Annotated in this window: 18 protein-coding genes and 1 tRNA gene; 8 read left to right on the forward strand and 11 right to left on the reverse strand. The window is 65.2% G+C overall.

The window, feature by feature from the left end; genetic code table 11:
* Nucleotides 1-12 precede the first annotated feature (12 nt).
* Nucleotides 13-324, forward strand: a complete 312-nt coding sequence (locus RMCN_RS07365; protein ID WP_064412319.1) for a hypothetical protein — start codon at nucleotides 13-15, stop codon at nucleotides 322-324.
* A gap of 5 nt (nucleotides 325-329) precedes the next feature.
* Here the strand turns inward: RMCN_RS07365 and RMCN_RS07370 are convergent, their stop codons facing one another.
* Complete coding sequence (locus tag RMCN_RS07370; protein ID WP_084377235.1) at nucleotides 330-2,075, reverse strand: PE-PPE domain-containing protein; 1,746 nt, start codon at nucleotides 2,073-2,075, stop codon at nucleotides 330-332.
* A 188-nt stretch (nucleotides 2,076-2,263) separates the two neighbouring features.
* On the opposite strand from RMCN_RS07370, the gene lpqN reads away from it, so the two are divergent.
* Nucleotides 2,264-2,968 (forward strand): envelope biogenesis lipoprotein LpqN, encoded by a 705-nt coding sequence (gene lpqN / locus RMCN_RS07375; protein WP_067388075.1) that lies wholly within the window; start codon nucleotides 2,264-2,266, stop codon nucleotides 2,966-2,968.
* A 1-nt stretch (nucleotide 2,969) separates the two neighbouring features.
* Here lpqN and RMCN_RS07380 read toward each other — a convergent pair whose 3' ends face one another.
* Together RMCN_RS07380 and RMCN_RS07385 are read right to left on the reverse strand one after the other, a co-directional pair.
* Entirely contained in the window at nucleotides 2,970-3,788 is an 819-nt protein-coding gene (locus RMCN_RS07380; RefSeq protein ID WP_201028802.1) for a shikimate 5-dehydrogenase, read from the reverse strand.
* Entirely contained in the window at nucleotides 3,788-4,786 is a 999-nt protein-coding gene (locus RMCN_RS07385; RefSeq protein WP_067388077.1) for an acetyltransferase Pat, read from the reverse strand. Before RMCN_RS07385 ends, RMCN_RS07380 begins: the two co-directional genes overlap by 1 nt.
* A gap of 354 nt (nucleotides 4,787-5,140) precedes the next feature.
* On the opposite strand from RMCN_RS07385, the gene RMCN_RS07390 reads away from it, so the two are divergent.
* Both RMCN_RS07390 and RMCN_RS07395 read left to right on the forward strand, forming a co-directional pair.
* Entirely contained in the window at nucleotides 5,141-5,761 is a 621-nt protein-coding gene (locus tag RMCN_RS07390) for a superoxide dismutase (RefSeq protein ID WP_064412084.1), read from the forward strand.
* Nucleotides 5,762-5,815: 54 nt separating this feature from the next.
* Nucleotides 5,816-6,616 carry an SDR family oxidoreductase gene (locus RMCN_RS07395; RefSeq protein ID WP_067388078.1) on the forward strand — a complete coding sequence of 267 codons (801 nt, stop codon included), beginning with the start codon at nucleotides 5,816-5,818 and terminating at the stop codon, nucleotides 6,614-6,616.
* A gap of 186 nt (nucleotides 6,617-6,802) precedes the next feature.
* On the opposite strand, the gene RMCN_RS07400 is transcribed toward RMCN_RS07395, so the two are convergent.
* Complete coding sequence (locus tag RMCN_RS07400; protein ID WP_067388080.1) at nucleotides 6,803-7,156, reverse strand: ArsR/SmtB family transcription factor; 354 nt, start codon at nucleotides 7,154-7,156, stop codon at nucleotides 6,803-6,805.
* A gap of 69 nt (nucleotides 7,157-7,225) precedes the next feature.
* Here RMCN_RS07400 and RMCN_RS07405 point away from each other — a divergent pair, with 69 nt between their 5' ends.
* Nucleotides 7,226-9,196 carry a heavy metal translocating P-type ATPase gene (locus tag RMCN_RS07405; protein ID WP_067388101.1) on the forward strand — a complete coding sequence of 657 codons (1,971 nt, stop codon included), beginning with the start codon at nucleotides 7,226-7,228 and terminating at the stop codon, nucleotides 9,194-9,196.
* Nucleotides 9,197-9,629: 433 nt separating this feature from the next.
* Here the strand turns inward: RMCN_RS07405 and RMCN_RS07410 are convergent, their stop codons facing one another.
* The 7 genes from RMCN_RS07410 to RMCN_RS07440 form a co-directional block, all read right to left on the reverse strand.
* Nucleotides 9,630-12,182: a S8 family peptidase gene (locus RMCN_RS07410; protein ID WP_067388082.1), complete on the reverse strand. Its 2,553-nt coding sequence runs from the start codon at nucleotides 12,180-12,182 to the stop codon at nucleotides 9,630-9,632.
* 5 nt (nucleotides 12,183-12,187) lie between these two features.
* Nucleotides 12,188-13,186: an AAA family ATPase gene (locus tag RMCN_RS07415; RefSeq protein WP_067388084.1), complete on the reverse strand. Its 999-nt coding sequence runs from the start codon at nucleotides 13,184-13,186 to the stop codon at nucleotides 12,188-12,190.
* A gap of 236 nt (nucleotides 13,187-13,422) precedes the next feature.
* Nucleotides 13,423-13,495, reverse strand: a tRNA-Ala gene (locus RMCN_RS07420).
* A gap of 53 nt (nucleotides 13,496-13,548) precedes the next feature.
* On the reverse strand, nucleotides 13,549-14,538 hold the full coding sequence (gene sepX / locus RMCN_RS07425; RefSeq protein WP_067388085.1) for a divisome protein SepX/GlpR: 990 nt from the start codon (nucleotides 14,536-14,538) through the stop codon (nucleotides 13,549-13,551).
* A gap of 222 nt (nucleotides 14,539-14,760) precedes the next feature.
* Entirely contained in the window at nucleotides 14,761-15,414 is a 654-nt protein-coding gene (locus tag RMCN_RS07430; RefSeq protein ID WP_067388087.1) for a GNAT family N-acetyltransferase, read from the reverse strand.
* A gap of 17 nt (nucleotides 15,415-15,431) precedes the next feature.
* A complete protein-coding gene (glp, locus tag RMCN_RS07435) occupies nucleotides 15,432-16,688 on the reverse strand; it encodes a molybdotransferase-like divisome protein Glp (protein ID WP_067388089.1) in 1,257 nt (418 codons plus the stop codon).
* Between the two features lie 28 nt (nucleotides 16,689-16,716).
* On the reverse strand, nucleotides 16,717-17,628 hold the full coding sequence (locus RMCN_RS07440) for a UTP--glucose-1-phosphate uridylyltransferase (RefSeq protein WP_067388091.1): 912 nt from the start codon (nucleotides 17,626-17,628) through the stop codon (nucleotides 16,717-16,719).
* Between the two features lie 78 nt (nucleotides 17,629-17,706).
* Here RMCN_RS07440 and RMCN_RS07445 point away from each other — a divergent pair, with 78 nt between their 5' ends.
* From RMCN_RS07445 to RMCN_RS07455, 3 genes are all read left to right on the forward strand, one after another.
* Nucleotides 17,707-18,306, forward strand: a complete 600-nt coding sequence (locus RMCN_RS07445; RefSeq protein WP_067388093.1) for a 5-formyltetrahydrofolate cyclo-ligase — start codon at nucleotides 17,707-17,709, stop codon at nucleotides 18,304-18,306.
* Nucleotides 18,307-18,380: 74 nt separating this feature from the next.
* A complete protein-coding gene (locus RMCN_RS07450; RefSeq protein WP_084377239.1) occupies nucleotides 18,381-18,719 on the forward strand; it encodes an FmdB family zinc ribbon protein in 339 nt (112 codons plus the stop codon).
* A gap of 67 nt (nucleotides 18,720-18,786) precedes the next feature.
* Nucleotides 18,787-19,437, forward strand: coding sequence for an SAF domain-containing protein (locus RMCN_RS07455; RefSeq protein WP_067388097.1), 651 nt, complete (start codon nucleotides 18,787-18,789; stop codon nucleotides 19,435-19,437).
* The last annotated feature ends 149 nt before the right edge of the window (nucleotides 19,438-19,586 follow it).

Here is a 19,586-nt window from a genome sequence, read left to right on the forward strand (position 1 = left end):
ATGGAGGCTGTCATGCGTGCTCTTCGGAGTGTGGCAGCAACAGCAGCGGTGGCGGGCGCCATTGTGGTGCCCGCGGGGGTCGCCGCCGCACAACCGGTGCAACCGGGTGACGCGCCGCGGACGATCGCCGAGCTCGAGGACCAGGGCTACGACGTCGTCATCGACCGGGTCGGCAGCGGCCCGATCAACGAGTGCATCGTCACCAGCGTGCGCAACCCGCAGGAGGTCACCCAGACGTTCGCGGTCGGCAAGGGTGAGGACCGGGAGTTCATCACGGTCGTGGTGAGCAGGTCGATCACCGTCTCGCTCAACTGCTCGCGCTGATCCCGTCAGGCGGCGGCACCTTCGGCGTCGGAGTCGCCGCCCGTGTCACCGCCGGCAGGCGGGTCGTCGGGCTCCGCATCCGTCTGGTTTGCACCCGTTCCGGTCCGATCCGGCCGGTTCGCGGGTGACGGCCCCAGCCGCACCGGAGAGTCGAAACCGATGGGTCCGCGCAGCTTCGGCAACTTCGGGAGATTCAGCTTGGGCAGCGCGGGTTTGAGGCCGACCCTCGGCGCCTTGCCGGTGAGGGCGCCGTTCCCGGCCTTCTCGGCGCCCGTAGCGTCGATGCGCTCCTCGACCACCACTTCCTCGGGTTGCTTCGTGGTTGCCTCGCTGCGGGGCGGTGTCGGGTTGGCGATGACCTGAATAGGCTGCTGTCCCAATGGATCCTGCTCGACCTGACCTCCGGAGGGCTCGAGCTCACTCGTGGGCGGCAGGTTTTCGACGACGTTCCCCTCGTCCAGGTCGGCGTTTCCTGAACGCGCCCACGACATCGTCCTCGCAGCGGTGTCTTCTGGTGGATCGGGCAATTCGGGTCCACCGACACCGAAGGGGCTGGTGGTCTCCTCGGTACCCAGCGGGCGGTCGCCGGTGATCTCCTCGATCCCATCATCGAGACCGGTCGGGATCGACTGCACCAAGTTGATCGCGGTGCGGATCGGGTTCCGGAACGGAAGCAGGCCCACCTTCGTCGCGACACCCGGGTTCACGTCGCGGGCATAGGCCCCCTCGATCAGCACCCGCAGCGGTGCATCCAGGGCCGTCAGGATCGGCGAGGGCACGAATGCTTCGAACGGCATCAGGATCGGCAGCCGTTCGGCCGGATAGAGGTAGTAGTCGGTGTCGCCGTACGAGCCTTGGTAGACGGCGTCGTCGAAGTTCTCGTTCTGCAGATCGCCGTGCAGGTAGTAGTAACTGGCGAGCGAGTTGGCGATGGCCAACACGTTGGTGAGGCTGGCAGGTGCGTCGCCGCCGAGAAGGTCGTACTGTGCCGCGGCGTCGACGGTCGGCATGCACTCCCCACCGCCCTCGCATGAGTTCGTCGGGGTCGCGCCGTAGAACGTGATGCCGATGATCGGGATCGTGAGGCCTTCGGGGCCACGCGCCAGGATGCCGCCGTTGGGGCGCATCGGATTGGCCAGCAGGAAGAACGACGTTTCGGGAGCGGGGTCGCCGGGATTCTCGGGCTCTCGAGGATCAGCAATCAGTTCCCGCTTCACCAGCGAAGCCACCACGGCGCTCTGCGAGTAGCCGAAGATGACGTAATCCTCATAGGCGGACGGGGCGGCGGGTTCGGGCCCCAGCGGGTTCTCCACGTCGTAACTGGCGTCGTCGTTGTAGACGCAGGACGCGCTCCCGCGAACACAGCCGTTAAGGCTCGTCACGCCTTCGCCGACAGAGTCATCGAAGGTCTGGCTGCCGAACACCGGGAAGAACGCCGCCGGATAGACGACCGCATAGACGTTGTCGTCGACGCCGTCGATGGGGCCGCCGTCGGCATCGGTGGGCTCTCCCGCAGCAGGGTTGATGAATCCGTTGACGGCGTTGCTCAGGTATCCGGAGATGTACATGGGGTCATCCGGCGGGGTGGTCAACGGGTGTTCGGTCCCGCCCATGATCAACGCGCTTGCCGCCAGGTGGACCGCGGTTGCGGTCGTCCATGCCACCGCCACCACGATCGCCGCGAACACCGCCAGGATCATCGCCCCCAGCGAACGCAACGTCGTCGTCAGTCGAGCACTCTGCCCCCGCATCGCGTCTCCCTCTCACCCCTGGCCGCCGCCCCGCCAAAACCTCGTCCCAGCTAACCACGATGAAGCCCCGTAGCAAAATATTGTTCCGAACGGGAACAACTGCGTAACCGCTGTTACGCGCGTTTTCGACTGCAAATGCCGGAGGGCGGCCGTAGGCTACGGCGCAGACCACACCGATGGAGGAGCAAATGGGCACGTCTATGAGGGCCGGCATCGTCGCGGTCGCGGCCGTGGCACTCGGGCTCGGCCTTGCCGGCTGCAGCTCGGACACCGAGGGTGAGGCGGCGTCGGATACAACGACCTCAGAACCCACCACCACATCGGAAACCAGCGCCTCGCCCGCACCAACCACGTCGCCTCAAGCGCAAGGCGCCAACTACACGATCGTCGACTACATCCGCGAGAACGACATCACGGAGACCCCGGTCAAGCGCGGCGACCCCGGTTCGCCCACCATCGACCTGCCGTTCCCACCCGGCTGGAGCGATGCCGGGCCGCGCACACCCGAATGGGCCTGGGGCGCGATAGTTTCCGATGACCCCGCCATGGCCGAGGACCCTCCGACCATCATCGCGCTGGTGTCGAAGCTGACCGGTAACGTCGACCCGGCGAAGATCCTCGAATTCGCTCCCGGCGAGATCAAGAACCTACCCGGATATGATGGGGCACAGGAAGGTTCACCGTCCACGCTCTCCGATTTCGAAGCGGTGCAGATCGGCGGCACCTACACCAAAGACGGTGTGCTACGGGCGATCGCACAGAAGACCGTCGTCATCCCCGGGCAAGACGGGCTGTATGTCCTGCAACTCAACGCCGACGGTCGCGAGGATCAGATGATGGCCCTGATGGACGCGACGTCCGTCATCGACGAACAAACCAAGATCACGCCCTGACTCAAGCGCGCGAGACCGCGGACGCGGCCATGACCTGTTCGTCCGTCGGCCGAACCCCGGTGTAACGCTCGAACTGCTCGGCGGCCTGCAGCGCGATCACCTCAGCTCCGGTGATCACGCCGACGCCCGCCTCGCGCGCGGCCTTGATGAGCGGTGTCTCGGACGGCATCGCGACCACATCGAACACGGTGTGCGCGTTGGCGACAGCCTCTTCGCCGAAGGCGATTCCGGTGGCCTCGGGACCACCGGCCATCCCTACGGGGGTGACGTTGACCAGTACGTCCGCGGTGCGCGCACCGACCTCGGAGCGGTACTCGTAGCCGAGCCTGTCTGCGAGCGAACGTCCGGTCTCGGCATTGCGGGCCGCAATGGTGCCGCGGTCGAATCCGGCGTCGCAGAACGCGGCCGCAACCGCACCGGCCATCCCACCGCTGCCGTACACGAGTACGGACTGCGACGGCTGCAATCCGTGTGCGGCGATGAGAGCCTGCACGGCAAGGTAATCGGTGTTCGATGCGGTGAGCCGACCGTCGTCGTTGACGATCGTGTTCACGGCGCCAATGGAGCGGGCCGACTGCTCGATCTCGTCGACCAGCGCCAGCACATCGTGTTTGAACGGCATCGACACCGAACAGCCGCGGATGCCCAGTGCCCGCACCCCTCCGATCGCCGCCGCGATATCCGTTGTGGTGAAGGCCTTGTAGATGAAGTCGAGGCCCAGCAGATCGTAGAGGTAGTTGTGGAACCGGGTACCGATGTTGCTCGGCCGGCCCGCCAGCGAAATGCACAGCCTGGTGTCCTTGGACAGCGGAACCCGCATCAGCCGACCGCCCGCACGACCTGCGTGGCCATATCGCGGATCTGCTTGGTCAGTTCAGCCGAGAACGGCGGATTGGTCGGGCGCGGCACGTCGATGGTCGTGGTGACCACCCCGGGGTCCTCTCGCTCCCAGTGCGCGCCGTGACGGGTGAGGATGGTGCGCATCGGATAGTTGTCGGTGAGCACTCGCGCGGTGAAGCGTTGGACACCAAGGTATTTCGCTGCGATTGCTAGCGCCCCCATCAGGAATGACCCGATGCCCTTGTTCTGGTAGGCGTCGGCGACGATGAACGCGACCTCGGCGACGGCAGGATCGGTCTCGTCGCGAACGAGACGCGCATCGGCGACCACCGGCCCCTCCGGACCGTCGGTCATCACCCAGACGAAGTGGTGTTCATAGTCGACCTCGAACAGGTACCGCATCAGCGACCTGCTCGGAACGAGCATCGATTGGAAACGCCGGTACAGCGTCTCGCTGGAGAATTCGGCGGGACCCTTGGACGACCGTTCGCTGTCGCCCGGCAGCACCGGCCGCAAGAACAACTCCGTTCCGTCACGCATCCGGACCGGAACGGGATTGACGTACGCGGCGAGGCGCTGTCGGGCGGTACTCAGCAGCCGGTCGAGCATGCCCGGGATCTCGAGCATGGTCGCGAACGCCTCACGCCCCCCGACCCAACCGCGCACCGGTGCGGTGGCGATCACCGTCGCGGTGCGGGTCGTGTCCCGCAGCAATGCGATCTCGCCGACGATCATGCCCGGCGTCAGCCTCGCGACTGTGTCGTGCCCGTCGTCTCCGGTATGCGTGACCTCGGCCGCGCCGGAGCCGATCAACAGGAAGGACAGCGCGAGTTCGCCCTGGTGCATGAGCACCTGTCCGGAGGCGGCGTTCAGAGGCGTCAGCTGGGCCGCGAGCGGAACGAGATCCTCGGCCCGATAGCCACCGAAAACTTCCAGGGCAGTGAGTTCGTCGGCGCGAACGCCGGTCAGGCCGGCCACCTCACGAGGCTACGGGCTGCTTGTCGCCACGAGCAAGAAGCGCAGCGGGTGGCCCGTGGCCCGCACCGCCCGCACGGCAATCACCGAATCGGTCGATCAGCAAATCGTGGAGGTGGGCGCGGGTCGGCCGCGTCGCGCCGCTAACCGTCGGAAGACAAGTCGCTACATGATGTGCTGCATCGATGTACTCCGCGGCCGCCCGCAACCTCAAATTAGCACAACATCTGAACACCTAGACAGATATTGGGCTCGCGCATAGGCTTCGCGGAGGCCCTTCTGCGCGACGCCGAAGCCATCTGTGAGATCCGGCCCAGCACGGGTACACAGCGTCGACCCCCTTCAGAAAGGAAGTTCATGGCCGAGTACACACTGCCTGACCTTGACTACGACTACGGCGCCCTGGAGCCGCACATCTCGGGCCAGATCAACGAGATCCATCACAGTAAGCACCACGCCACCTACGTGAAGGGCGTCAACGACGCGATCGCCAAACTCGAAGAGGCCCGCGCCAACGGCGACCATGCCGCAATCTTCCTCAACGAGAAGAACCTCGCGTTCCACCTCGGTGGGCACGTCAACCACACGATCTGGTGGAAGAACCTCTCACCGAACGGCGGCGACAAGCCGACCGGAGAGCTGGCCGCCGCGATCGACGACCAGTTCGGGTCGTTCGACAAATTCCAGGCGCAGTTCGCCGCTGCCGCCAACGGCCTGCAGGGCTCGGGCTGGGGCGTACTCGGTTATGACAGCCTCGGGCAGCGGCTGCTCACCTTCCAGCTCTATGACCAGCAGGCCAACGTCCCGCTGGGCATCATCCCCCTGCTGCAGGTCGATATGTGGGAGCACGCGTACTACCTGCAGTACAAGAACGTGAAAGCCGATTACGTCAAGGCATTCTGGAACGTGGTCAATTGGGAGGACGTCCAGAACCGGTTCGCCGCGGCCACCAGCAAGGCATCCGGGCTCATCTTCTAGTCTCTAGCGGGGCGGCCTTGCGTGCCGCCACGGCGACGATGGAGGCACTTGCCGATGAGCAACGGTCAGTTCAGCACTCACACAGAGCTTTTCGACCTCACCGGCAAGCGCGCCATCGTGACCGGTGGCACGAGCGGCATCGGGGTGATGATGAGCCGCGGGCTGCTGCAGGCCGGCGCCAGCGTGGTGATCAGCTCGCGAAAGGCCGACGCATGCGAACGCGCGCAGGCCGAACTGTCCCGGTTCGGCGATGTGCGGGCCATTCCCGCCGACCTCTCACGACACGACGAGTGCATCCGGCTGGCCGAGGAGGTGACCGGCGGCGGCGAGCCGCTGCACATCCTCGTCAACAACGCGGGGGCCACATGGGGCGAGCCGCTGGAGAGTTTCCCCGATTCCGCGTGGGACAAGATCCTCAACGTCAACGTCAAGTCGCCGTTCTGGCTCGTTCAGGCGCTGCTGCCCGCACTTCGCGCCGCCGGCACCGCAGATGACCCCGCCCGAGTCATCAACCTCGGCAGCGTCGACGGCATTCGGGTCCCCGAGTTGCCGACGTATTCCTACAGCAGCAGCAAGGCAGCGGTGCATCATCTCACCCGTGTGCTCGCCCGCGAGCTGGGGCCGCAGCACATCACCGTCAATGCCGTTGCACCAGGCGCATTCCCGTCGAAGATGATGGCCGCGACGCTCGACGCGTTCGGCGACCAGATCGCGGCGTCGGCGCCGCTGCGCCGGATCGGGCGCGACGACGACATGGCCGGCATCGCGGTCTTTCTCGCCAGCCGGGCGGGCGCCTTCCTCACCGGCGCGGTCATTCCCGTCGACGGCGGGCTCGCGACGACCGCGAGCAAGTAGCCGAACGCGCGGGCGACGGTGCAGCGAGGCAGAGCTGTCTGCTCAACAAAGAGGTTGACCCCGCCGACCGCCTCGCGGGCGACACCGATGCAACCCTCACCGATCGCCGCCCACTGCCGCGATCTGTGCCCCGCCTCGCGGGAATGTAAACGACGATTCGGCGCGATATCGCTATCGAATTCGCCTCTAGGCCGTGGTTTCCGTCGCCCCGAGGCGTAGATGCTCGATGTGATAGACGGCCTCGTCGAGGAGCTGAGCGACGTGGTTGTCGTAGAGCCGGTAGACAACGCTGCGACCGTTGCGGTCACCCGCGACCAGTCCGAGTGCGCGTAGGAGCCGGAGCTGGTGAGACACCGCCGGCTGCTCCATTCCCACCGCGGTCGATAACTCCCCCACTGAACAGGGCGACTGGCGTAGTCGGGTGAGGATCATCAAGCGGTTGGGCGAAGCGAGGGCTTGCAACGTCTCGGCGATCTTGCCCGCCGAGGCGGGGTCGAGCGTGGCCGGTGGCGTCACCCTGCCGTCGACTCCGTGCCCCATGCTGTCAATTGAAGCATGGCCGTCCGGCCGATGACATACATGTAGAGTTCTACATGTTTAGATGTGGTCATGATACGCGTTTCGGAAGATGCCTCGAGGACCACCGCGACCGTGCCGACCGGACACGCATCGGCCGCCCACCCGACGCCGTTCGGGTTGACCAGCCTGTGGTCGGTGAGTTCGGTGCGGTGGGCGGTGGCCGCCCTCGGGTTGTTTCTGGCGGGGTTGGCAACGCAGTTGGCAGGCGGTCCGGCGTGGCTGTTTTGGGCCATGTATCTGGCCTGCTACCTCACCGGCGGCTGGTTACCGGCGCGGGAAGGCGTGCAAGCGTTGCGGGACCGTACGCTCGATGTGGACCTGCTCATGGTGGTCGCGGCAATCGGCGCGGCGAGTATCGGCCAGATCTTCGACGGTGCACTGCTGATCGTCATCTTCGCCATATCGGGAGCGTTGGAGGACGCCGCGACAAAGCGCACGCAGGACTCGGTCAAGGGACTGGTTGACCTGGCACCCGATCGTGCCGTTCGCATCGACTCCGACGGGTTCGAAGAAGCGGTCAACGCCGAGGACCTTGGCGTCGGTGACATCGTGAGCGTGCGGCCCGGTGAGCGACTCCCGGCCGACGGTGTCGTCGTCCTCGGTGCGTCCGACGTCGACCAGTCATCGGTCACGGGCGAACCGCTGCCGGTGAGCAAGTCGGTCGATGACGAGGTTTTCGCGGGGACGCTCAATGGGTCAGGCGCACTGCGCATCCTGGTCACCAAGGATCCGTCCGACACCGTGGTCGCTCGCATCGTCGCCCTCGTCGCGGAGGCGTCGGCCACCAAAGCCAAAACGCAGCTGTTCATCGAAAAGATCGAACAGCGCTATTCCATCGGAGTCGTCGTCGCGACCCTCGCGCTGTTCACGATCCCGCTGCTGCTCGGTGCCGATCTCGCGTCCACGCTGCTCCGGGCGATGACATTCATGATCGTCGCGTCGCCATGCGCCGTGGTGTTGGCGACCATGCCGCCGCTGTTATCGGCCATCGCCACCGCCGGAAGAAACGGTGTACTGGTCAAATCGGCGATCGCGATGGAACACCTCGCCGACGTCACCCGGGTCGCGATCGACAAGACGGGCACATTGACAACGGGCGCACCGCAACTCACCAATGTCACAACGCTCGACAGCCACTACGCCGAGGACGACGTGCTGCGAATCGCGGCAGGCGCAGAGCAGTTCAGCGAGCACCCGCTCGGTCGCGCGATCGTCGAAGCCGCCCGGATCCGCGGTCTCGTACCGGCCGGCACCACCGACTTCCGGGCGCTACCCGGTCGCGGCGTGCGCGCGCGTCTCTCGGGCCAGACGGTCGAAGTGCTGAGCGCGCAATCACTTTCGGTCACCAGCCCAGTCGTCGATCATCTGGAGAGCCGAGGAACCACCGTCGTCGTGGTCACCGTCGATGGCACGGCGATCGGAGTGCTCGGCCTCGACGACACCGTGCGGCCCGATGCCGACAAAGTTGTGCGCGACATAGCCGGGCTCACATCGAAGCCACCGGTCCTGTTGACCGGCGATTCGAGGCGTGCGGCAGAACACTTGGCGGTCGGAGTCGGCATCATGGATGTACGCGCCGACCTGCTGCCCGATGACAAAGTCGCCGCTGTGCGGGGGTTGCAGGCCGACGGCGAGCGCGTCCTGTTCGTTGGCGACGGGATCAACGACGCACCCGCCATGGTTGCCGCACACGGCTCGATAGCGATGGGGCGCAACGGAGCCGACCTCACCCTGGAAACGGCCGACGTCGTTACGGTCCGTGACGAGCTCGCGACGGTCCCTGCCGTGGTGGCGTTGGCGCGTCGGGCGCGTCGTATCGTGATCGCCAACCTCGCCATCGCAGCGACGTTCATCGCGGTGCTGGTGTTGTGGGATGTGTTCGGCCATCTTCCCCTGCCGCTCGGCGTGGCGGGTCATGAGGGGTCGACGATCATCGTCGCACTGAACGGGCTGCGCCTGCTGAGCAATCGTGCTTGGCGGAAGGCCTCGGCCCTGACCTGATCGAATTTGGTGGAGCTAAGGGGAATCGAACCTCAAAGCCCAGCCACCTCTGGAGAACGTGACTGCGCAAATGCGTCACCGAATCCACTCCGGACATCTCCGTCACCCAAGACAGCCCGAAACCTCTCCTTAAACGCTTCCTTACTGCTGCGGACAAACAAACGATCGACGAGGCGGCAACACCCTATGTGGCGGTGAATCCCTGCCATGCATTATTAGTCGGTAGGGACTCTCGCATCCAACCGTCGTCACCGCCCTTTGCCGCCAGGGTCTTGTTGCGAAGTCGCCCCGGCTGGACCTGACGTTCGGTCGGCAACGACCAGTGGCTTGGTCGCCTAAGCTGACTGCATCGATCAAGTCGCATGTTGCCCCTGCTGGCTACCGCCGTTGTCAAAGCTGAGCAAGATTGCCTGCGCCATAGCACCGACGCGATCTATGCCTCGACCTTCACTTCGGCTGCGATCTGCTGCACGACAGGTGTCCACAGGTCGATTTCGACTTCAGGTGCCTCGATGCTGACGATCAGCGAATAGTCGACTCCCTGATCGCTCTGGTCGAGCGCACGCCGATTCTTCCACCACCCCGCGACGGGATACACCGCAATAGCACCTTTGCTTGCCAGATCAATGGCAGCGCCCGACCAGATATCGGTGTGCACCGAACCGGCACTTTGTTGCTGATTAGCACCGAACAGCCATCCCGTCTCGGTGTCAAGCGATGGCGGTCGCTGCCCTTCCGCCCGTGCTCGAGTGTTAATTCGCTGACGAAATGTATCGACGCTGTCCTCCGGTCGTCGCGTCGCGAATCTCAAGCCGTGAGAGGGATATACGTATCTGCCCGTCCAACCGCGGCTTGAGGGATTGGGTTCTATAAAATAGGACAGCGTGACGCGTAGCCGCACTCGTACTTCGCCCAGCGCCGTCAACGCATCCGTGGGCCACGGGAGCTGATGTAAGTTCATCTCCCGTACCTTTCCGGCACTTCCGGCTTCCTGCTCGTACGGATGTATTCGCGCCTCAGCAATGAGGGTCAGGGCGTCTGCCGCACTGCGCAGGGCCCGTGCAGCGTCGGGCACGCCCATGCCGTATCGACGCAGCAACGTAGCGAGGCCGTACTTGCTGGACTCCAAGCCGAAGCGGCTTCGCATCGCTTCCGTCCACTGCGCGGAGTGGATGATGAGACCTCGTATGGTTTCGGGCTTGAGATCTGGGTAGGCGGCTGAGATATCAGCCGCGATCGCCGCAACCTGTGCCGTCGCGGCCGACGTGTCGCGCGTTGTCGTGAAAAGATTCTGTCCTAATCCTTGAAGTCGTGTCGTGAGTAGCGCGAGGTTCGGAGGCGTATCGACACTAGTACCGTCCGGCGAAGCGGCTACGTTCCCGCCGTCTGCGACAACGTCGGGCTTAAATGGCCATTTCTTCCGGTCGAACACCACTGAAGTACGACTTACAGGGGCGAGCTCACCGCGGGGCGCAATTGGTATGTAACCTTCGAATCCAGTTGGCGCGCCGGCCATGTCGTCATGGGCAGAGTAGGCGCCTACCGTAAGCGCGTTCCATGATTGGGCGGGATCTTCGACGGGTTCTACATCGCTCCGGGCGAGGTGGTCGTCGCTGGCTCTGACATCTCTTATGTTGCCGGCTGAGACAACGAATAGTCGTGGTCGGCGCGGTTCATCACGATCAAGATAGGTGAACTCGGGGTCAGTGTCGTCGATCGCTCTGCCGAAGGCGAGCGCGTCGATGGCTGCTGACCAGGAGGTCGGCCGGCCACCTTCATGTCGTTCGGTCGGTTCGGAGTCGTCGGCGATTGGTTCTGGCCTAGGCGCGGTCACGGCCAGCATGAAGACACGGGTACGGTCGGCCGCCTCGATCTCGGGGCGGTCGACTGAGCGAGCAGTGATGGCGCCATAGAGATCGCGATCGTTGGCACCTGCATCGGGTAAAAACTTCACGGATTCCAAGCGATGCGCAAGTTGGATTGAGTGATTGTCAGAAATAGCAGCTTGAAGATCTCCGTAGAGCGCGAGACCTGCCATTTCGGTGCCGTGCGGATGTACAGGCTGCAGTTGCCAACTTGCGTCAGCGACATGGACATCGGACGCGTCAAGTGACGCGGCTAGCAAGGGATGACTATCTTGCACACCCGTGTCGAGGACGCACACTACCGGGGCGTTCTTACCGGCGGGATGCAGGCGGTTCAGTAGATCTTGCGCCCAGGGCATCTGCTCCGATACTGGCAGCTCCGCAAGAAAACTTGCCACGTCATGCGGTCGACGCAACTCAGCGATGTCATCGAGCGACTCGAACGTCTGCGAAAGCTCATCGGCTGTCGCCTGCAGCAGCACGACGGTCCGATCCCCGAATCCGAGGTAGTGGTGGCTGGTAGGCAACTGTCGATGTGCCGCGAACGCGGTGAATCGGATGCGCTCCTGACCATCGCGGTTACGTAACCACACCTCCCACCATCGCAATTCAGATAGATCATCCGGGAACAAGGTGTCTGGGTCGGTCCACAGCTCCCGAATCGTCGCGCGGCGAATGGACTGGATGCCTTCGACGAGCGCAGCGTGCCGCACCTTATCGCTCGTCGCTGTCTCGGTGTAAGTCGAAAGACGTTTGAGGAAGTACTCCTTCTTGCCGTCGGGTATGTAGACAGTCGCCATTTGAACTGCGCCGTCCTCGGTCTCGACATCGCGTACGGCAAGCAGCTCAGGCTGTTCGCCCGAGGACTGCGGGTCGAGACTCTCCAGTGCAAGGTCGAGACCCGGGAAAGACACGAAAGTTATGTATGTTCCGGCGGTTTCCGGTTCATCGACTGCGGGAGCCAACGCATCCCGCAACTCCTGAGTGAGCCGACGTCCGTGACCTGCCCGGTCTCCGGTGAACGACTCCTTTTCGGTTCCGCCGCCGCCTGCCGCGAGTGTGAATGGCTCGGATGTTGGGAGAGCTCGCACCACGATGTGCGGCCTATCACGTTCAGCCATGCTGCCTATGAAGTCGATTCGCGCCGCGTTCTTGTCCGCGGGCGCTCTTTGAGCGCCGCCACGAGATCCTCAGTCAGGATGCGGTTTCGGCCCGAGAGCACGGTCCGCTTCGCTGCATTTTCGGCAGCGGTCGTAATCTCGGCGTGACTGAGGCCCCGAGCAGCATCTATTACGCGCTTCCAGCTCACGTTGGCATTGAGGAAGGCGGCAAGCCGATTACTGATCACTGCGCGAACCCCCTCGTCATCTGGCAGTGCGAAATCCATGACTGTGTCGAACCGCCGCAAGAGCGCATTGTCAAGCAGTTGCGGATGGTTCGTCGCAGCGATCACAACGCTTTCTGACTGGTCTTCCTCCAAGAATTGAAGAAACGAATTGAGCACGCGACGAATCTCTCCGACGTCGTTTGATGCCGCGCGATCACCAGCGAGCGCATCCACCTCGTCGAAAAGATAGACACCTTTCGTTTCAACAAGCGCATCGAAAATCAGTCGCAGCTTGGCCGCGGTCTCGCCCATGAACTTGGTGATGATCGTGTCCAGTCTGATGGCGAACAGCGGCAGCCCGAGTTCGCCTGCAATGACCCGCGCAGTCGACGTCTTTCCTGTTCCCGGAGGGCCTATCAGAAGGACGCGACTGGCCGGGCGAAGGCCGTGGCGCCGCAGGACGTCACGTTGACGCTGTTCGAGCAGAATCTGTCGCAGTTGTTGGTCAAGGACGGGCGACAGAACAAGGTCACCGACGCGCGCGTCAGGGTAAGTGACAGTGAGCAGCGAGCCGAGCTCGCCGCGCGGTTGCGTCACGGGTACGACTGCGGCGACTCGCGACTGCGTCACTCCCCGCTCGCGCAGCTCATCGATCAGGTCACGAAGCTCCTGTGCAAACTTCGCTTGCCCGGCCCTGGCCGCCTTCGCCGCAACCTGCATAGCTACGGAATAGAACTGGGGATCGTCGCGGTCGGCATGACTCTTAACAAGCGCCTTAAGCTGGTCATTCGTTGCCATCGCCGACCTCCCTCCAGTTCATGGCGCCGTGACTAGGTCGGCAGATCGTATGTGCAGTCTACCCAGGGGCGCAGCGCTATCAGGTGAAACCACGCCCGTGCAGCCCTGACACAGACTGAGACCGACGCGCAGCTTGCTATAGCTGCGGAGCAAAGCATGCTCGTCGTCACCGACAAAAGTCTGGAATTAAGAAACACCGAGGGGTTCGAGTAAGGACACTTGGCTGTCGATTTCTGTGGAGCTAAGGGGAATCGAACCCCTGACCTACTCGATGCGAACGAGTCGCGCTACCAACTGCGCCATAGCCCCTGATACCGGTAGCAGGCTACCAGCCATCGGACGACCGTCGAAAATCGACGGGCTTACTGGCCCGCGGCCCGCGGCAGGTCGAAGTGCCGCGCGAACGGCGCGTAGTCCAGATGCTCGAAGATCGGGTCCTCGTCGTCGATCTCCAGCACCACCGAACCCGGCCGCCGCAAGCGGGCCGGCACCACGTCGAACTCACGGTCATCGGTGTTCTCGACGCCCAGCCGCGAGCGGGCGATGCGCTGCGCCCGCCTGCGACGCAGCCGCTCCTCGATCCGGGTCTGCCGCCGCAGGTAACCCAGGTACAGCACGGTGAACCCGCTGACCGCGCCACACAGCCACCACAACGACGGGCTGAGCGTGAACGCCGCGGCTGCCGACGCCACCAACAGCACGCCCAGCGCCGTCAGCATCCGCTTGCGGAACCGATACTTGCGCTCGCTCACCGCGGCCGCCGTCTTGGACTCATGCCTGCGCCGGCGCGCCTCGGACAGCGAGTCCGCCATCTGCAGGTCGGCCTCGGACGGCGCTTCCAGCCCGGATGAATCGTCGACGGTCTCGTACTCGTCGTCCAGGTCCTCCGGCTCAGCTTCCTGCTCCTCGGCGACCGCGTCGGTCTCGCCCGCCGACTGGTCGAATTGCAGTGTGAGCTCTTCTTTTTCGGCTTCCGGCCGGTCTGACACCCCGACGGGCAAGGCGCCGGAGTCCTCGCCGATGACATCGACGTCGAGGTAGTCGGGTTCGGACTTCTCCTCGACGGTGACCGCGGCGGCGCGCACCACCGCTCGGCTGACGGGTTCCGGTTCGGTCTCCTCGTCGAGGTCTTCTTCGGACGGGCGCCAGTCCGGATCGCTGGCATGACCGGCTGCCGGCCCGCGCCGTTTCAGCAGCCGCGTATTTCGGCCGCTGTTGAGCACGCGCGTCGCCAGCGCCACGTCACTGGTCCGACGCACGGTGTCGCGCTTGCTGATCAGCATCGGCACGAGCACGAAGAGCCAGAGAACGACGAGAGATATCCACAGAAGAGATTGGGGGATGCTTGGCATGTCGCCTGCTCCTTTCCCCTAAAGGCTAGGTCTGTGACCTGCGCATCCGTGGGCGGCGCGCCGAAGCAATTACACACCTGTAATTCGCACAAGACAAGCACCAACAGTCACAAATGTCACATTGGTAACAGTCAAGGGCGTTCGGCTTTCGCGAGACGTACACCAGGGTGGTGCTTCGCCGCGGTTCGCGACCCTGTTGTACGTCTCGCGAAATCACGCCCGCTACGCCCACTCGGCGCGTCCCTGCCGCACCAGCGTGGCGGCCGCCGATCCGGTGACCTCTTCGATCGTGATGGCCACCAGAAGGTGATCGCGCCAGGCGCCGTCGACATCGAGATACCGGCGCAGCAGTCCTTCCTCCCGAAAGCCGACCTTCGCCAAAACCGCACGGCTGGGGGCGTTTTCGGGGCGCACCGTCGCTTCGACGCGATGCAGTCCGACCGGACCGAAACAGTGGTCGACGCCAAGCGCGAGGGCGGCGGTGGCGACGCCGCCGCCGTTGACCCCTTTGGCCACCCAGTACCCGATCCAGGCCGAGCGCAGTGCCCCATGGGTGACGTTGCCGATCGTGAGCTGCCCGCAGAACTGGTCGTCGAGCTCGATTACGAAGGGCAACATCCGCCCCTTGCGGGCCTCGGACCGCAGCCCCGAACACACCGAGGGCCACGACGTGATCGCGTGGCGCGCCTCCCAATCCACACCGGCAGCCGGTTCCCACGGCTCCAGGTGGGCCCGCTCGGCCAGCCGGATGCGGCTCCATTGGCCACCGTCTCGCAGCCGGATGGGCCGCAACCGCACCACGCCGGCGGCCACACGCAGCGGTCCGGCGGCCATCGGCCAACCCGGATGCGCCGAACTGGACCGCCACAGGTTCACATCGCCCCCCGTGCGGATCAGCCGCGCTGAGCCAGGAACGCGACGTCGACGATCTCGCCGGTGCGGACCTGCTCAGCTTCGGTGGGCACGACGACAAGACAGTTCGCCTCGGCCAGCGTCGCCAGCAGATGCGATGCGCCCGGCGCCCCGCCGAGCGCCTGCACGAGGTACTCGCCGGTGTCCTGGTCCCGCATGAGCTGACCGCGCAGATACCCTTTGCGGCCCGCTACCGACTCGATCGGAGACAGCGCGCGCGCCTGCACGATCCGTCGGTGCGCCTGCCGCTTACCCAACGACAGCCGGATCAGCGGACGCACCATCACCTCGAACACCACCAGCGCGCTCACCGGATTGGCGGGCAGCAGGAAGACCGGCACACCGTCGCGGCCGAGTTGGCCGAAGCCCTGCACCGAACCGGGGTGCATCGCGATGCGGGTCACCTCCATCTCGCCCAGCTCGGAGAGCACCGAGCGGACGGCCTCGGCCGCAGCGCCGCCGACCGCACCGGCGATCACCACCACCTCCGCGCGGTTGATCTGGCCCTCGACAACCTCGCGCAACTTCTTGGGGTCGGTGTCGACGATGCCGACCCGGTTCACCTCGGCGCCGGCATCGCGCCCCGCGGCCGCCAACGCGTACGAGTTGACGTCATAAACCTGGCCGTTGCCGGGAGTCCGGGAGATGTCGACGAGCTCGCCACCGACGGACATGACCGAAAGCCGCGGGCGCGGATGCACCAGAACCCGTTCGCGGCCCACGGCGGCCAGCAGTCCGACCTGTGCCGGGCCGATGATGGCGCCCGCGCGCACCGCGACATCACCGGGCTGAACGTCGTCGCCGGTGCGCCGCACGTAGGCGCCCGACCGCACACCGCGCAACACCGTCACCCGCGCGTCGCCGCCGTCGGTCCAGCGCAACGGCAGCACCGCATCGGCGAGCGTCGGCATCGGGGCGCCGGTCTGCACGCGTGCCGCCTGGCGCGGCTGCAGCCGACTTGGCGTCCGGGCGCCTGCCTCGATGACGCCCATCACCGGCAGGCTGACCTCTTGGTCGGCCGCCTCCTCGCCGTCATCGGAGCCGCCGACCCCGAGCACGTCGACGCTGCGCACCGCATAGCCGTCGATCGCGGCCTGGTCGAATCCGGGCAGCGGACGCTCGGTGACCACCTCCTCGGCGCACATCAATCCCTGCGCTTCGGCTATCGCCACCCGAACCGGCCGCGGCGCCACCGCCGCGGCCGCAACCCGTGCCTGCTGTTCCTCGACCGAACGCACTGCACCCCTTATCTATGCGGCAGGGCTCTCAGCAGTCCACCAGCCCCAATCGCTCCACCAACCACCGCCGGAGTTCCGGCCCGTAGTCGTCGCGCTTCAACGCAAAGTCAACCGCAGCCTTAAGGTAGCCGCCGGGATTTCCGAGGTCGTGTCGATCGCCGCGGTGCACGACCACGTGGACCGGGTGGCCCTCGTTGATCAGCAAGGCGACGGCGTCGGTCAGCTGGATCTCCCCGCCCGCGCCGCGCGGGACGCGTCTGAGCGCGTTGAAGATGGCCCGGTCGAGCACGTACCGGCCGGCCGCGGCGTACGGCGACGGCGCATCCTCGGCCTTCGGCTTCTCGAACATGCCCTTCACGCGAAGCACGTTGGGGTTGTTGGTGTCGGCGACGGGCTCGACGTCGAACACGCCGTACGCGCTGATTTCTTCGCGCGGCACCTCGATCGCGCACAGCACCGAACCGCCGCGTTTGGCACGGACTTTCGACATCATCTCCAGGACACCGGTCGGCAACACGAGGTCGTCAGGCAGCAGCACCGCTATCGCGTCCTCATCGGGCGACAGTGAGGGCTCCACGCAGCTGACCGCATGGCCCAAACCCAGCGGCTCGGCCTGCACCACAGACTCGACCTTGATCAGCGCCGGCGCGCGGCGCACCTTTTCCAGCATCGACTTCTTGCCGCGCTCCTCCAGCGTGCCTTCGAGCACGAGGTCCTCGACGAAGTGTGCGACGACGCTGTCCTTGCCCTCGGACGTGACAATGACCAGACGCTGGGCGCCCGCCTCGGCCGCTTCAGCGGCGACCAGCTCGATGCCCGGCGTGTCCACAACGGGCAGCAGTTCCTTGGGAACCGTCTTGGTGGCGGGCAGAAACCGCGTGCCCAGCCCCGCCGCCGGAACCACCGCCGTATGCGGGATCGGTACCTCAGGCCTTGTCATCGTTCACACATTAACCTCCTTGGGCAGGTTGAACCTGTCGAGACCGGGTGGTGTTGGGAGCGATTGAGAAACGATGACGTGAGCGCGACGAAAGCGGATCTGCGCGCCGCGATCCTGTCGGCCCGTCGGGCCCTGGCCACGCAGGTGCACGACGGCGAGGCGCGCGCGCTGGCCGGGCACGCGACGACGCTCGCCGCGACCGATCAGACCGTTTGCGCCTACGTCCCCGTGGGCTCTGAGCCGGGTTCGCTGGAGCTGATCGATTCCCTGTATCGGCACGGTGTCCGGGTGCTGCTACCGGTCGCGCGAGTCGACGCCGCCGGCATTCCCCTGCCGTTGCGATGGGGCGAATACGTTCCAGGCGCATTGACGACGGCCCGGTTCGGCCTTCGCGAACCGGGCGAACCGTGGTCGTCGCCAGAAACGGTCGCGCAGGCGGCGATCATCCTGGTACCCGCCCTCGCGGTCGACAGGGCGGGCGCGCGGCTGGGCCGCGGTGCGGGCTTCTACGACCGCTCGCTGCCGCTGGCGTCGTCATCGGCGTTACTCGTGGCCGTCGTCCGCGATGACGAAATCGTCGACCGACTCCCCGTCGAATCCCACGACGTGGCGATGACCCACGCACTGACTCCTCGGCTCGGGCTGGTCGCCCTCGGTCGGGCGGACGGCCGGGAATGACTCACGCCACGTAGCGGTTCTAGCACTTGAGCCGGTAGAGTGCTAAGCAATTTTGACCACCACGGAGGGTTTTCGTGCCTACCTATTCCTATGCGTGCACTGAGTGCGGCGACAAGTTCGACGCGATTCAGGCGTTCAGCGATGCTTCGCTGACCACGTGCCGCAAGTGCAACGGTCGCCTGCGCAAGCTCTTCGGCAACGTGGGAGTTGTGTTCAAGGGCAGCGGCTTCTACCGCAACGACAGCCGCGACTCCGCCAAGAGCTCGTCGAACGGATCCGCGTCCAGCTCGGAGTCGAGTTCGTCGTCAGACAAGTCGACGGACAAGTCGAGCTCCAGCTCGTCGAGTTCGAGTGACTCCGGCTCGAGTTCGAGCTCGTCGAGCTCCACCGCGGCGGCCGCGGCGTCGAGCTGACCCGAGTTATCCACAGGCCGAACCGGTACTCGGCCTGAACCCTGCTTGCGCTGCCTAACTTGGCGGCATGGGGGATTCACTCAACCCGTCGCCGATCCATCGGCTGACCGAGATGCTGCGGCCGGACTGGACGCGAACACTGTTGGCCCGTCGGATCGTCGCGGGCGGGCTGGTGGTACTCGCCGCCGTCGCGGCATTGCGACCCGATCCCGATGACCAGCGCGTCGCTGCCGTCGTCGCCACCCGAGACCTCAGTCCGGGCAGCGAACTGACTGCCGACGATGTCCGTTTGGAAACCTTCAGTGCCGCAACGCTTCCCGATGGCGCGCAATCAGATGTCACAGCGGTGGTCGGTGCGACGCTGGCCGGTCCGGTGCGCCGCGGCGAGGCGCTGACCGACGTGCGCCTGCTGACCCCGCGGCTCGCCGAGGCGGCGGTGGGCCCGACGGCGCGCATAGTGCCGTTATCTCTCGACGAGACTGCGGTGCTCGACCTGATCCGCCCGGGCGATGTCGTCGACGTGCTGGCCGCCGGTTTCGAATCCGACGCTCAGCCACGCGTTGTCGCGACCGACGCGATCGTCGTGCTGGTATCTGACAAGCCAACGGCAATGGGCGGCGGCACCGACCGAGTGGTTCTGGTGGCGCTGCCGGCTCATGCCGCCAACGAGGTGGCTGCCGCGACGCTGGTGCAGACGGTCACGCTCACCCTGCATTGAGACGCACTGGTGCTCCACAAAGGCATTTCGGACCTGCTCGGTTGCAACGCAACTAACCCGGATTTTTCGTGGAATGTTGACTGTGGGGGTGTGTAGATAAGCGAAAGTGCCTGTCCTGCAAGGAATAATTGGACTTCTCTACGGTTCAA

It is taken from the genome of Mycolicibacterium novocastrense (assembly GCF_001570485.1).
GTDB classification, from domain to species: Bacteria; Actinomycetota; Actinomycetes; order Mycobacteriales; family Mycobacteriaceae; genus Mycobacterium; species Mycobacterium novocastrense.

Excerpts from the sequence above, each read along its gene's own strand:
- RMCN_RS07365 (WP_064412319.1), top strand. The coding sequence starts at position 13 with ATGCGTGCTCTTCGGAGTGTGGCAGCAACAGCAGCGGTGGCGGGCGCC.
- RMCN_RS07370 (WP_084377235.1), bottom strand. The coding sequence starts at position 2,075 with ATGCGGGGGCAGAGTGCTCGACTGACGACGACGTTGCGTTCGCTGGGG.
- lpqN (WP_067388075.1), top strand. The coding sequence starts at position 2,264 with ATGGGCACGTCTATGAGGGCCGGCATCGTCGCGGTCGCGGCCGTGGCA.
- RMCN_RS07380 (WP_201028802.1), bottom strand. The coding sequence starts at position 3,788 with ATGCGGGTTCCGCTGTCCAAGGACACCAGGCTGTGCATTTCGCTGGCG.
- RMCN_RS07390 (WP_064412084.1), top strand. The coding sequence starts at position 5,141 with ATGGCCGAGTACACACTGCCTGACCTTGACTACGACTACGGCGCCCTG.
- RMCN_RS07395 (WP_067388078.1), top strand. The coding sequence starts at position 5,816 with ATGAGCAACGGTCAGTTCAGCACTCACACAGAGCTTTTCGACCTCACC.
- RMCN_RS07400 (WP_067388080.1), bottom strand. The coding sequence starts at position 7,156 with ATGGGGCACGGAGTCGACGGCAGGGTGACGCCACCGGCCACGCTCGAC.
- RMCN_RS07405 (WP_067388101.1), top strand. The coding sequence starts at position 7,226 with ATGATACGCGTTTCGGAAGATGCCTCGAGGACCACCGCGACCGTGCCG.
- RMCN_RS07410 (WP_067388082.1), bottom strand. The coding sequence starts at position 12,182 with ATGGCTGAACGTGATAGGCCGCACATCGTGGTGCGAGCTCTCCCAACA.
- RMCN_RS07415 (WP_067388084.1), bottom strand. The coding sequence starts at position 13,186 with ATGGCAACGAATGACCAGCTTAAGGCGCTTGTTAAGAGTCATGCCGAC.
- sepX (WP_067388085.1), bottom strand. The coding sequence starts at position 14,538 with ATGCCAAGCATCCCCCAATCTCTTCTGTGGATATCTCTCGTCGTTCTC.
- RMCN_RS07440 (WP_067388091.1), bottom strand. The coding sequence starts at position 17,628 with ATGACAAGGCCTGAGGTACCGATCCCGCATACGGCGGTGGTTCCGGCG.
- RMCN_RS07455 (WP_067388097.1), top strand. The coding sequence starts at position 18,787 with ATGGGGGATTCACTCAACCCGTCGCCGATCCATCGGCTGACCGAGATG.